Source organism: Mycolicibacterium komossense (assembly GCF_025822605.1).
GTDB lineage: Bacteria > Actinomycetota > Actinomycetes > Mycobacteriales > Mycobacteriaceae > Mycobacterium > Mycobacterium komossense.
Genome location: NZ_JACKTY010000029.1, coordinates 176,575 through 189,041, shown reverse-complemented (window position 1 = coordinate 189,041; position 12,467 = coordinate 176,575). Strand labels below are relative to the sequence as shown.

Here is a 12,467-nt window from a genome sequence, read left to right as displayed (position 1 = left end):
GAGGTAGTGCTGCGATCGTATCGTCAGCGAAGCGGGATCGACCTGGTGGTCGCCTCCCGGTGTGGTGGATGATGGCCGATCTGCGCACGGTGGTGAGGGCATTACGACGCTGACCGCGCGCGACGGCCGACTGGAAAAGGGATTCAGCAACCCAAATTCAGCCACTTGTTGACATCGCGGCAAATGTCGGCCAGCAATCGCCCGGACAATGGATCGTCGCCGCAGAATTATCGGTTGCCAGAACCGCTGGTGGCGCTGCCCCGGTTGGACTGCTCGCGAGCCCTACGGCTGCGTACAGTGCCATCGTGAGCTACCCGGAAAATGTTCTCGCCAAGGACGAGCAGGTGGTCCTGCATCGCCATCCGCACTGGAAACGCCTCATCGGGCCGGTGTTGGTTCTCATCGTTGCCACCGCCGCTGCATCGTTCGTTGCCGCCTACGTCAACTCATTGGGCTGGGAACGGACCGCCAAGACGGTGGTGTCACTTGTCATTCTGGCGATCTGGCTGGTGCTGATCGGCTGGCTGACGCTCTGGCCGTTTTTCACCTGGTGGACAACGCATTTCGTGATCACCGACCGCCGGGTGATGTTCCGGCACGGCTTACTGACCCGCACCGGTATCGATATTCCGTTGGCCCGGATCAACAGCGTGGAGTTCAGGCACGGACTATTGGACCGGATGCTGCGCACCGGCACCCTGATCATCGAATCAGCGTCGCAGGACCCGTTGGATTTCTACGATATTCCCCGGGTCGAGCAGGTGCATGCGCTGCTCTATCACGAAGTCTTCGACACCTTGGGGTCTGAAGAATCGCCCAGCTGATCGGGCGAACGCCGGCTCGGCCGGCGTAGCGGGGTGACCTTGGGGGGGTGTGCCTCGAACTCGTCCTCGAATACCTCAGCGATACCGCCACCGGTGAGCGCGGATTCCAGGGCCTTCTCCGAGTCGCCACCGAGCGCATCGGGGAATACCCACCGCTTGAACGCCCAGAACCGGAACCCCATCTGCAGCAGATTGCCGATGATGTAGGCCGACAAAAAGTCCGCGATGTTCTCCATGGTCAACGTCACAGTCGGCACCCGAAGCTGCAGGACGTAGCTGGAGAACCACAGCGGCGCCATGCTCAGGAGCACGCCGACAGCGCTGAAACCGAAGAACAGCAGTGCTTCGTGATGACGCTCCCGGCCGCCGCGATCGCGGAAGCTCCACTCGCGGTTGAGGATGTAGGACGCGATGACCGCGACGACACCGGCGATGATCTTCGCCGTGACCGGCTTCGGCTCGAGAATCGTCAGCTTGAGCGTGTAGAAAATCGCCGAATCGATGATGAATGTGGTGCCGCCGACAATGGCGAACTTGATGAGTTCATGGTGCCGTTCGGCAAATGGACGGACCGGTCGCGGCAGGCGCGCGATCGTGGCATCAGCGAAGGACACGACTCCTTAGTGTACGTATGCAACGGTTCCGCCGCGAAAGCGCTGTCGCGCCGCAGGTCAACCCCTCGCATTGCGGTCATGACACCATGATGGCCGTGGCACCCACCTCACCCACCCGGCCCCCAAGGGCAAACCCTGTCGTCGCGATGATCGGCGGCGGTCAGCTCGCCAGGATGACCCACCAGGCGGCGATCGCCCTGGGTCAGACCCTGCGGGTTCTGGCCGTCGACCCCGCCGATCCGGCCGCGCAGGTCAGTCCCGATGTCGTCATCGGCTCGCACACCGACCTGGACGCCCTGCGCAAGGTTGCCGCGGGCGCCGATGCCCTGACGTTCGATCACGAGCACGTGCCGACCGAGATGCTCGACACCCTCGTCGCCGAGGGCGTCAACGTCGCGCCGCCGCCCGGTGCGCTGATCCATGCCCAGGACAAGCTGATCATGCGTCGGAGACTTGCTGCGCTGGGCGCGCCCGTGCCGCGCTACTCTGCGGTGGAGACCGCCGACGATGTGGTGGCGTTCGCCGAGGAGATCGGCGGCCCCGTGGTCATCAAGACGATCCGTGGCGGTTACGACGGGCGTGGGGTCAGCATGGCCGATGACCCGACGGCAGCCAGGGCGATCGCGAGTGACTACCTTGATCGTGGCGTGCCGGTGCTTGTGGAGGAACGAGTGGCGATGCGCCGCGAGCTCTCGGCCTTGGTGGCGAGGTCCCCGTTCGGGCAGGGCGCGGCGTGGCCCGTGGTCGAAACCGTGCAACGGGACGGTATTTGTGTCGAGGTGATCGCCCCGGCGCAGGATCTTTCCGACGAACTGGCCGCGGCGGCACAGGAACTCGGCCTACGGCTGGCGCACGAACTCGGCGTGGTTGGGGTCCTCGCCGTCGAGCTGTTCGAGACCACGGCGGGCACGCTGTTGGTCAACGAGCTCGCGATGCGGCCGCACAATTCCGGTCACTGGACCATGGACGGGTCGGTGACCAGCCAGTTCGAACAACACTTGCGGGCTGTTCTGGATTACCCGCTTGGCGATACGTCGGCCACGGGGTCCGTGACCGTCATGGGCAATGTGCTCGGCGCCCCGCAGGCGCCCGCCATGTCGGTGGACGAACGGGTGCACCATCTGTTCGCCCGGATGCCCGACGCGAAGGTGCACCTGTACGGCAAGGGCGAGCGAGCGGGACGCAAGCTCGGGCATGTCAATATTGTCGCGCCGCCAAACGGCGGCAGAAGCCCAGACGTGGCTGCCCTTCGGGAGCGTGCCATGCGGGCCGCACACTGGTTGTCGCACGCCGAATGGACCGACGGATGGGACGAACACTCATGAGCACACCCCTCGTCGGGCTCATCATGGGTAGCGACAGCGACTGGTCGGTGATGTCCGACGCAGCCGAAGCGCTTGCCGAATTCGAGATTCCGTTCGAGGTCGGGGTCGTGTCCGCACACCGCACACCCGGCCGCATGCTCGACTACGCGCAAGGCGCCGTTGCGCGGGGCATCCAGGTCATCATCGCCGGTGCCGGTGGAGCGGCCCATCTACCTGGGATGGTGGCATCGGCGACGCCGCTGCCGGTGATCGGCGTACCGGTACCGCTGGTCCGACTGGATGGTCTGGATTCCCTGCTGTCGATCGTGCAGATGCCGGCCGGAGTGCCGGTGGCGACGGTGTCCATCGGCGGGGCCCGCAACGCCGGACTGCTGGCAGCGCGAATCCTCGGCGCATCCGACCCCGCGCTGCGTGGCCGGATGATCCAGTTCCAAGCCGATCTGGAAGCGATGGTGCTAGAGAAAGACCGGGCGCTTCGGGACCGACTTCTCGGACACGACACAGCCGGGTAAAGTTACCGGCGAGTAGCAAGGAGACCATGATGGCTGGTTGGGCCGGTAATTCGTCGTTCGATCTGTTTCAACTGCCGGAGGAGCATGTCGAGCTCCGGGCCGCGATCCGGGCACTGTCGGAGAAGGAGATCGCGCCGCACGCAGCCGACGTCGATGAGCACGCACGATTCCCTGACGAGGCCTTGCAGGCGCTGATCGCCTCGGGTTTTAACGCTGTGCACGTGCCGGAGGAGTACGACGGGCAAGGCGCTGACTCGGTGGCGGCGTGCATCGTCATCGAAGAGGTGGCGCGCGTCGATGCGTCGGCCTCACTGATCCCGGCGGTCAACAAGCTGGGCACCATGGGCTTGATCCTGCGGGGCAGCGACGAGCTGAAGAAGCAGGTGTTGCCGTCGTTGGCCTCTGGTGAGGCAATGGCCTCCTATGCGCTGTCGGAGCGCGAGGCCGGCAGTGACGCTGCCTCGATGCGGACGCGGGCCAAGGCCGACGGGGATGACTGGATTCTCAATGGTGCCAAGTGTTGGATCACGAACGGGGGCAAGTCGACCTGGTACACGGTGATGGCGGTGACCGACCCCGACAAGGGTGCCAACGGCATTTCGTCGTTCATGGTGCACAAGGACGACGAGGGCTTCGCCGTCGGCCCCAAGGAGCGCAAGCTCGGGATCAAGGGCTCGCCGACCACCGAGTTGTACTTCGAGAATTGCCGCATTCCCGGTGACCGGATCATCGGTGCGCCGGGCACCGGTTTTAAGACGGCGTTGGCCACGCTGGACCACACGCGTCCGACGATCGGTGCGCAGGCGGTGGGCATCGCCCAGGGCGCGGTGGACGCCGCGATCGCCTATACCAAGGACCGCAAGCAGTTCGGACAGTCGATCTCTGATTTCCAGGGAGTGCAGTTCATGCTCGCCGATATGGCGATGAAGGTCGAGGCGGCCCGGCTGATGGTCTACTCGGCCGCTGCGCGTGCCGAGCGCGGTGAGGGCAATCTCGGCTTCATCTCGGCGGCGTCGAAATGCTTTGCCTCCGATGTGGCGATGGAGGTCACCACCGATGCGGTGCAGCTCTTCGGTGGTGCCGGCTACACCACTGATTTCCCGGTGGAACGGATGATGCGCGATGCCAAGATCACCCAGATCTATGAAGGCACCAACCAAATCCAACGGGTCGTGATGTCACGCGCCCTCCTGCGCTGACCCGAACCGGTCAGTAGTTGGGGTACTCACTGCGATGCGGTGGCGATCGCCTTGAGGGCTGCATAGCCGGCCTTGGCGGAGAAATCCTTGCGCAGGACGCCGAAGTTCTGTTCACGGTCCGACGGGTCGGTGCCCGCATCGCGGATCGAGTAGAGGAATGCCGGGCCTAGCCATGCCGTATCGCGGGCGGTCTGGAGCACGATCGAAATGGTCTGTGCCTGAACGCTCTCGGTGACGGCAGCCGGATCGGTTCCCGTCGGGGCGCCGAATTCCGTGAGCCAGATCAATTTCGCCGTGTCACCGCCGGCGACCATCACGGCGCGCATCGGGGTCATCAGCTGAAATGCGCTCCAGGACGCCGTCGTTGGATCGTTAGGCAACGCCGGAAAAGTGTAGGGGTGCATGCCGAGAGCGTCCAGGTACTTGTTCGCGCCTGCCGAGTAGATCCCCTTGACGAACGTCAACGGAGCGATATCGGTGCCGTTGTCGCCGGCGGGCGAGAGTCCAGCCGAGACGACCGTCAGATTGGCGCTGACCGACTTGATGGCGGTGTAGCTGGCGGCCAACAGTTTGTTGTAGGTGGCGATATTGGGTTTGGGTTTGAAGAACGCCACGATGTTGGGTTCGTTCCACACTTCCCAGGCCGCGATTTTGCCCAAGTATCTCGTCGCCGCATCCTTGGCGAAGGAGGCAAAGGTGTTCGGATCCGTCGGGGGAGTGTGACTGTCTGACGAGCCACTGGCCCACTGCGGTGTGTAGGTGACAAGCCCCAGCGGGCTCATGCCTCTGGCGACAACGGCGTTGACGACGCGGTCGGTGCCCGACCAGTCGCGGACACCCTTGTTGAATTCAATGGACGACCAGTCCACGCCAAGGCGTATGAGGCGCACCCCTGCGGCGGCGGCCATATCGAGCTCGCGCCCCAGGTCGGCATCTGACATTTGGAACAACGCACCGCTTTGATTACCCCCGACTAGACCATGAAAGTTCACTTGCACAGGTGGGGTTGTTGTGGGTGGGTTCGAGGCCACCGCGGGGGTGACAGTGATACTGTCCACGAAAAGATTCCGGTCGCAGAAGAAAACAAAGTCGTTTGTGAAGGCAACGGAAAAGCTGTGCGAGCCGGCTGGAATGGTGACCGGCACAGTGAACGTCGTCCACGATGTCGCACTGACCGCCGTGGAAATCACGGTCTTTCCGTCCACGGCGACGCTCATGGTCGGTGCACCGAAGCACTGCTGTCCCTTGACTCGCACGGTAACCGAAGTTGATGCGGGAAGCGAGATCGTCTTGGAGGCAATGGAATTGGACTGCAGCAGAAGTGATGAGCCACCGGTGGCAGTCTTGTCAGGGTAAACGGATGCGGCGGAGGATGGGGTTACCGCCATCGAATTGGCGACAAGTACGGCGTCGTCGGCGGCAGCACGGGGCGCGCGCTGAAAGGCAACCATCGACAGGAGCGTGGATAGAAGCGCGAACAGTGCAATGCCTAAACGGATCTTCCGCATCGGGGGTGCGCTCCTAAAACGGGGGGAATCTGAGAGCACACTTTTCACTTCCGTCACTTTAATTGCAATGGAAACGCCTATCGCTTTGGTAACGATGCGTTGCGTGACCGGCCATCATCGAGGGTCTATTAATCGCGCACTGCTGCTATGTGTTTGGGCGCCCAGCCGATTCAGAAATTTCTTTGAAACAATGGCGAAATTCGCTAAGAATTGCAATATGGGGAGGTTGCCCAGCGTGCTGGCGTCGCCCCCACGCAAAAGGCAAGTAGCTGATCTGGTCGGGCTACGTCTTGTTGACGCTTGGACTCCAGCCGAGTCTGTGCGCTGGTGGCGCCGATCTCCGTGCCCGCAGCGCCCACAGCGCCACGGCGAGGGGCAGGTGGACACTGCCGAGCAGGTCCATCAGTCGGCAGTTGACTTCTCGTGGCGGAACGATCACGTAGGTGTTCGCGCGGTATCCGCCCGGTTGCGCGCAACAGGGCGGCGCGCCGCCTGCGCACTAGCTTTCGCGCTGGCAGTCAAGGTTGACGTTGGGCGTGGTTGACCGGCCGGGCGGGATGCTCGGCTTTCAACGCGATGAACAGTGCGTCTGTGTTGGTTGGTGGGTCGTCGAGTTCCGGCAGGCTTTCGTGTGCGCCGTGATGGCGGCCCAGGGCGAGCGGGCGGCAAGCTAGGTTGCGCTGTCGAGCGGCATAGCCGACAAGGCCGTCACCGTTCGCCGCTGAGCCTTCCTTGACGATAGCGCTGTTCATCGAAGGGTTGATGGGTTCGCAGTAGTCGGTAGGCCAGGCGGCACGCGTGGCGGGCAAGCGCGACGCGGGCCTGGATCGGGGCCATGCCACGGGCCCGCAGTTGCGCATCCCGCTCGGCGAATGATGGTGAGTTTGGCGCCAGCTCCAGCTGGGAAATGCCTTCTCGCGAGACCGACAACGACATCTGATCGACCAGCGTTCCCGAGCCGTTGCTGATCCACATCCGATGGAATGCCTTACCCGGATCTATCGCGACGATCACCGTCGCCGGATCAAGCGCAACCTCCAACACCGACATGAGTAGCCTCCTCCGAACCGGACCTCCTACGAGAATCCGCCCAACGACTACTCATGGCCTATCAGCCGAGGTCCACTTTGCGGAATCGTCTACATCCATTGCTGAAAGAGCTCTGGCACCTACGTTGAAAAGTGCTGAAAGCGCTTGTCAATGCGGAAGTGCGTCTGCAGATTGCGCCGGCTGTGCATGCTGTTTCCGACGCCGCGACTCCGGGCCAGTGTCCGCGGCCTGAGCGCATATCTGCAGATAAAGCCCGGTGAACATGCATCGGCGCGCTAGTCCTCAAATCCCGCGTGTGGGTACGAACCCCGATAACTGTCGAGGCGTCAGGAGCGGTGGTAAGGTCAACGCGGTTATTAGCTGAGATTGGTTCGGCGAATAGAGGGGATGTCGCGGAGTTGTACATAGTCCAGACGCCGTCCTTTGCCAAACGCCGCCGGTCCGAAGTGGCTCCGCGAATCAACAACCGGTGATCTGTGGTGACGGTGTGGGAGATGTCGTGAATCCGCGGGTTTCTGTCTGTGTGCCAGCGTTGAACGCTGAACGGACCATCGCTGCCACGCTGGAGTCCATTCTCGCCCAGGACTTCGACGACTTCGAGATCGTCGTGATCGACAACAACAGCAGCGACGGCACCCGGTCCATCGTGAACTCGATCAAGGATTCGCGTATCCGCCTCTACCACAACGAGACCACGCTTCCGATGGCTGAGAATTGGAACACTGCGGTTCGCCATGCTCGGGGCGAGTTGTTCAAACTGGTCTGTGCCGACGACCTCATTGCACCGCAGTGCCTGTCGATCCAAGTCGACACGATGGGTGACGACGGTATCGCGGCCACCTCGTCGCTGTTCGACGTCGTCGACGACGACGGCGCAGTGATTGCGCGCCAGCTCGGGGCTCACGAGCTCCAGGGGTATCGAACGTCGGAGCAGGCCGTCCGGACACTGGTCCGCAAGCTTCCCGATGAGGTGGGGCCCACCGGTGCTTTCATGTTCCGCACCGCTGACATCGCCAAGACGGCGGGGTTCCGGGCGAATTTCATGTATGCGCTGGATATCGATCTCTGGGTCAGACTGTGTGCCAGGGGTGCGTTCTACGGGCAGTCGGTATCGCTGGCATCCAACCGTGCGTCGTCCTACAACGTGTCGAGCCGAACCAGCACGGTGAGCAAGTTTGTCGATATCATCCGATTCAATCACGCTATGGGACAGGAACTTTCGGACAGGATCAGACTGCTCGATGTCGCCACAGGAGATCTGAGGGTCGCGCGGGCGGCAGTGCGCCGCCTGGGCATCAAAACTGCCGATATCGCCAGAGGGCACCGGCGCATGCCAATATCGGCGAAGTAGGCCGGGTCCGGTCAGTCTTCGGTGAGCAGTCGCAGCATGCGCGGCACAGTGACCGTGACGTCGTGCAGTCTGGCCACCTTCTCCCGCCCGCGCTGTGCCATCACTCGACGCAACCCCGGTTCGGAGATGAGCGATGTGATCGCCTCAGCAAGCGCCTTCGGATCGCCCGGGGTGACCAGAAGACCCACATCGCCATCGAGGTATTCCGCGGATCCGCCATGGTCGGTGGCGATCACAGGAACACCGGCCGACATCGCTTCGAGGATCCCCAACGGGCCGGCCTCGGGCCCCACGCTCGGTGATATCAAGGCGGTCCACCTGCCAAGACACTGCGTCGAGTCGGCATGTCCGAGGAATCGGACCCGGCCGATGAGCTCGGGGTCGTTTGCGGTGCAACGAAGTTCGCCGACGTAGTCGTCCTCGCCGGGAAAATGATCGCCGGCCATCTCCAGGTCAACGCCGGGTACGAGTCTCATCGCTTCCAGGGCTACCCGGTGACCTTTCCATGGAGTGAGCTTGGCCAGTATCCCGACCACCGGACGTTCCAGCGTGGCGATATCGGCCGGTTCGGCCTTGAGGTGCACACCGTTGAAGGACACCAGAACCGGAAAATCAAAATCTTCCAATTGCCTTGCGGTGGTGTGTGAAACGGCCACGGCGCGTCGGATGGCTGGACCGCTGAACCGCACGACCATCCGCTGCTTACGCATCGTCACGGTGTCATGCACCAACCAGGCGCAGCACCGCTTGCGCAGCGTCAACCGCAGGGCGGGTAGAGCGAACAGCGAGTTCACGATGACGCTGGTGTGGCTGTCAGTGGTGAGCGGACGCAGGATGACCGCGGCGCGTACCCAGTTCATCAACAGACGGACCATCGCGAAGTATCGGTCGATCCCGCTCGCGGCGGAGAACCCGAGCTTCGGTATCGGTATGTGTCGGATGTTCGCGGGCAACTGTGCGCTCAGCACCCCCGTCGGGCATGCGACCACCACCTGTCGGCCATCAGCCAAGGCCTCCGTCGCCAGCGCGATCAACACCCGTTCAGCGCCGGATACGGCGTCGGTATGCGATACGAAGACGATTCGGCGCCCGGCTTCCGCTGGACAGGTCACGGCTTGACTCTCGCCGTTGTGCGTCTGAATGTGCGCCGCAGGCTGAGGCCGCCGGTCAGCCCGAGTAGGTGAGCCCCGAGCAGCGTGACCGCGGGGTTGACACAGGCAAGAAGTACCCACGGTGCCGAATGCAGGCCCGGCACCAGTGTCGTAATGGCGATGACGGCCGCGGCAAGTAAGGCCGGCCCGACCACAGCGCCTGCCGGCAGCATCCCGGAAATCTTGACGCTGAACAACACGACCACGCAGACGACCGCCAGCAGCGCGGCCTCGCTGATGAGCGTGGCCCACGCTGCGCCGTGATAGGAGAAGCGTGGGATCAGGACAAGGTTCAGGCCGACATTGAGTAGCAACACCAGCAATGACACCCAGGGGTACACCTTGTGCTTGCCCGCTGATACCAGCACCATCAGCCCGAGCTGGGAGAGCGCGGAGAGGCAAGCGCCGGTCACCAGCAAGTTGGTTGAGAATGCCGCGGCCTCGAAACGCTCGCCGTAGAGCAGAGCAAGTAGGTGGTTGGCGGCGGGCCAGAACGCTGCCAGGCCTGCTGCGCCGAGGACGGCGATGATGGATGCCGCACGATGGATAGCCCTGCGAAACGCAGCAGGATCGTCAGGCCATGCCGACACCATCAAGGTGGTGAACGGGGTGACCACGGCGACCGCGGCGACGAGAACGAAATCGGCGAACTTGTATCCGACGGAGTACAACCCAACCGCGTCGAAACTGTCCAGGCGCGCCAGCATGACCAGGTCGATCTTCGAGGTCATTTCGATGAAGGCAAAGCCGATGCTCAGCGGCACGGCTTCCAGGAGCATCTCTTTCCAGCGCCATATCTCTGGTCGAGAGATGGTGGCCGTGCCCACATGTCCGCGGCGCACTCCGCGGATCTTGCCGACAATACTCACCACTTCGTTGACGATCGCCGGGATCACGAACACGATGAGTATCGGTGCCAGCAGTGCGGCAAGGATGGTGAAGATGAGTTGAGCCAGCTGGCCGAGCATCTCGGCAGCGGCCACGTAGGTCAGCCGCAACCGGCTCTGGTATAGGACCGTCAGCGCATGACTAGGTGTCGCGATCACGACCACGATCCCTGCCACCGCGGTCGCCCACACGACGTGAGCGGAGTATCCGGAGATGACGACGAACAGGATCGCTACCACGTAGCCGATGCACCCTAACGCCACCCGCAACAGGATGAAAGACGTAGCGACTCTGGCGCGTTCGTCTTCATCGTCATCGACGAGCTTGGCCAGTACGACACGTCCGACGCCGAGATCGGTGACAATCGACATCAGGCCGAGCACTCCGAAAATGAAGGAGAACTTGCCCCACTCGTCCGGCGACATCATCCGGGCGATGATTACTGTTCCGGCCCAACCCATAGCCGCAATAGCCACGCGGCTGGCGAGTAGCGAGAACGTGTTGCGAACGGCACGTTCGGAAGGTGAGCGCTCGGCCTGTCGCTCGGCCTGATCTGTCACAAATATGCTCCGGACAGGCCGTAGGCGTTCATCGTGAGCTCGGCAGTCCGAGTCCAGGACAGCCTCTGCGCCGCGAGCTGTCCGCGTACGCTCAGTTCCGCCCTGGCGTCGGAATCGTTGACCAACAAGCGAAGAGCTTCGGTCCAATCAGCCAACCGGTTCGTCGCTACCAGAACGGCGCCGTCGTCGACGACATCGGGTAGGCCGCCGACCTTGCTGGCGACCACTGCGGCACCGCACGCCATCGCTTCGACGGGAGGCAGCCCGAAACCTTCATAGACCGACGCGTAGGCGACCACCGTGGCGGCACAGTACATCGCGGGAAGGTCCTCGATCGGCACGTAGCCGAGACCGATGGCCGAAGCAGGCGCGAACCGGCCCGTCGAGCCCTGGCCGGCGAGCACGCATGGAATGCCGAGCGCACGGGCCGCCTCGGCGACCAGGTGCGGTCGCTTCCGCGGTTCGACTGTGGCCACCTGGAGGATGAACTCATCCGGCAACTGATACTTCGCCCGGACGGCGTCCACAGCACCTGGCAGCGGAGGCGTCGCCCACGGGCCAGGCGCCAGAGGCGTCACCACGGACTGTCGTCCACTGATATCGCGGATTCGTTCGGCGGTGAACATCGAGACGGCGATGATGACGTCGGCCCGCCGTAACGAGTCAGTGACCAATGCTTGTTCTCCGAGCGCACGCACCTTCCCGAACGCCCACGGCACGTCGAAGACCGAGAGATCGTGCACGGTCGCGACTGACATGCGTGGTCCGGAAATCGGCAGGTCGACGTCGAGGCTATGAAAGATATCGGAGTGTCCCACCGGCAGTTTCGCCTGTAAGGCCCTGACCGCGCCGCGGCTGTTGCGCACGGTCACAGCCTTGATACCGGTCGGAAGATCGGCCTCAGCCGATCGCTGGACCAGGGCAGATGCCTCGCCGGTCGTGGATAGCCGGGGGGCGACTGCGCGCAAGAATTCCCGGGCATACGTGCTGACGCCGCCACTTCCGGGCTGCAAGGCGAGCGCGCCGAAAGCGATCGCGTCCCCGGAAGTCGTCACGTGGCCGCACTCCTATCTCACTTAGCGTGTCTCACATAGCTGAACTGTCTGGTGCCACCGTTGGCGCTGGTCGATCTTAACTCTTCGCTGACGAGCAGCCGTACCTTGCGTCTTGCAATAGGTTAGACTTTGCCCGTGGCGAAGCGAAAGATTCAGGTCCCGGCTTCGGTCACGGCAGATAATTCCACGGATCGGACTGTGGTCGGCCCCTGGGGCGATCATCGGACTAGCAGGTGGGTGCGTTTTGGGTTCGCCTCCGGACCCGGTGGAGCGCCTGTGGTCAGCTCGGGAAGCCGTGGTCAGGACACGGTGGGGACTTTGACATTGTTTCCATTTGCCAAATCTGCACAGATCGTAAAAAACTGACCCGATGTGAAGTCGCTGAATTCACAGTGCTGTGTAGTTCAGCAAGGGTGACCCGTGAGAAAGT

General features: G+C 63.0%; 12 protein-coding genes. 5 read left to right on the top strand and 7 right to left on the bottom strand.

The window, feature by feature from the left end; genetic code table 11:
• The first annotated feature begins 305 nt into the window (after nucleotides 1-305).
• A complete protein-coding gene (locus tag H7J73_RS14340) occupies nucleotides 306-824 on the top strand; it encodes a PH domain-containing protein (RefSeq protein ID WP_264068107.1) in 519 nt (172 codons plus the stop codon).
• Here H7J73_RS14340 and H7J73_RS14335 read toward each other — a convergent pair.
• A complete protein-coding gene (locus H7J73_RS14335) occupies nucleotides 779-1,438 on the bottom strand; it encodes a GtrA family protein (RefSeq protein ID WP_264068106.1) in 660 nt (219 codons plus the stop codon). The genes H7J73_RS14340 and H7J73_RS14335 overlap by 46 nt on opposite strands.
• An 86-nt stretch (nucleotides 1,439-1,524) precedes the next feature.
• On the opposite strand from H7J73_RS14335, the gene H7J73_RS14330 reads away from it, so the two are divergent.
• Genes H7J73_RS14330 through H7J73_RS14320 form a run of 3 tightly spaced genes read left to right on the top strand, consistent with a single transcriptional unit; the run spans nucleotide 1,525 to nucleotide 4,474 of the window.
• The gene (locus tag H7J73_RS14330; RefSeq protein WP_264068523.1) at nucleotides 1,525-2,763 is read left to right on the top strand and encodes a 5-(carboxyamino)imidazole ribonucleotide synthase; all 1,239 of its coding nucleotides are present in this window, start codon (nucleotides 1,525-1,527) and stop codon (nucleotides 2,761-2,763) included.
• Nucleotides 2,760-3,275: a 5-(carboxyamino)imidazole ribonucleotide mutase gene (gene purE, locus H7J73_RS14325; RefSeq protein WP_264068105.1), complete on the top strand. Its 516-nt coding sequence runs from the start codon at nucleotides 2,760-2,762 to the stop codon at nucleotides 3,273-3,275. The genes H7J73_RS14330 and purE overlap by 4 nt, the downstream gene beginning before the upstream one ends.
• Nucleotides 3,276-3,304: 29 nt before the next feature.
• Complete coding sequence (locus H7J73_RS14320) at nucleotides 3,305-4,474, top strand: acyl-CoA dehydrogenase (RefSeq protein WP_264068104.1); 1,170 nt, start codon at nucleotides 3,305-3,307, stop codon at nucleotides 4,472-4,474.
• A gap of 26 nt (nucleotides 4,475-4,500) precedes the next feature.
• Here H7J73_RS14320 and H7J73_RS14315 read toward each other — a convergent pair whose 3' ends face one another.
• From H7J73_RS14315 to H7J73_RS14305, 3 genes are all read right to left on the bottom strand, one after another.
• Nucleotides 4,501-6,030, bottom strand: a complete 1,530-nt coding sequence (locus tag H7J73_RS14315) for a carbohydrate-binding domain-containing protein (protein ID WP_264068103.1) — start codon at nucleotides 6,028-6,030, stop codon at nucleotides 4,501-4,503.
• A 470-nt stretch (nucleotides 6,031-6,500) separates the two neighbouring features.
• A complete protein-coding gene (locus H7J73_RS14310; RefSeq protein WP_264068102.1) occupies nucleotides 6,501-6,734 on the bottom strand; it encodes a hypothetical protein in 234 nt (77 codons plus the stop codon).
• On the bottom strand, nucleotides 6,691-7,032 hold the full coding sequence (locus tag H7J73_RS14305) for a hypothetical protein (protein WP_264068101.1): 342 nt from the start codon (nucleotides 7,030-7,032) through the stop codon (nucleotides 6,691-6,693). Before H7J73_RS14305 ends, H7J73_RS14310 begins: the two co-directional genes overlap by 44 nt.
• 469 nt (nucleotides 7,033-7,501) lie before the next feature.
• Between H7J73_RS14305 and H7J73_RS14300 the strand changes: the two genes are divergently transcribed.
• A complete protein-coding gene (locus H7J73_RS14300; protein WP_308207417.1) occupies nucleotides 7,502-8,383 on the top strand; it encodes a glycosyltransferase family 2 protein in 882 nt (293 codons plus the stop codon).
• Nucleotides 8,384-8,394: 11 nt separating this feature from the next.
• On the opposite strand, the gene H7J73_RS14295 is transcribed toward H7J73_RS14300, so the two are convergent.
• From H7J73_RS14295 to H7J73_RS14285, 3 genes are read right to left on the bottom strand one after another with little or no spacing between them, the layout of a single operon-like run.
• A complete protein-coding gene (locus H7J73_RS14295) occupies nucleotides 8,395-9,495 on the bottom strand; it encodes a glycosyltransferase family 4 protein (RefSeq protein WP_264068098.1) in 1,101 nt (366 codons plus the stop codon).
• The gene (locus H7J73_RS14290; RefSeq protein ID WP_264068097.1) at nucleotides 9,492-10,982 is read right to left on the bottom strand and encodes an oligosaccharide flippase family protein; all 1,491 of its coding nucleotides are present in this window, start codon (nucleotides 10,980-10,982) and stop codon (nucleotides 9,492-9,494) included. Before H7J73_RS14290 ends, H7J73_RS14295 begins: the two co-directional genes overlap by 4 nt.
• Complete coding sequence (locus H7J73_RS14285) at nucleotides 10,979-12,037, bottom strand: glycosyltransferase family 4 protein (protein ID WP_264068096.1); 1,059 nt, start codon at nucleotides 12,035-12,037, stop codon at nucleotides 10,979-10,981. Before H7J73_RS14285 ends, H7J73_RS14290 begins: the two co-directional genes overlap by 4 nt.
• Nucleotides 12,038-12,467 lie beyond the last annotated feature (430 nt).

Bases quoted from the DNA above. Each gene is read 5' to 3' on its own strand.
- H7J73_RS14330 (WP_264068523.1), top strand. From the start codon at position 1,525: ATGATGGCCGTGGCACCCACCTCACCCACCCGGCCCCCAAGGGCAAAC.
- purE (WP_264068105.1), top strand. From the start codon at position 2,760: ATGAGCACACCCCTCGTCGGGCTCATCATGGGTAGCGACAGCGACTGG.
- H7J73_RS14320 (WP_264068104.1), top strand. From the start codon at position 3,305: ATGGCTGGTTGGGCCGGTAATTCGTCGTTCGATCTGTTTCAACTGCCG.
- H7J73_RS14310 (WP_264068102.1), bottom strand. From the start codon at position 6,734: ATGAACAGCGCTATCGTCAAGGAAGGCTCAGCGGCGAACGGTGACGGC.
- H7J73_RS14305 (WP_264068101.1), bottom strand. From the start codon at position 7,032: ATGTCGGTGTTGGAGGTTGCGCTTGATCCGGCGACGGTGATCGTCGCG.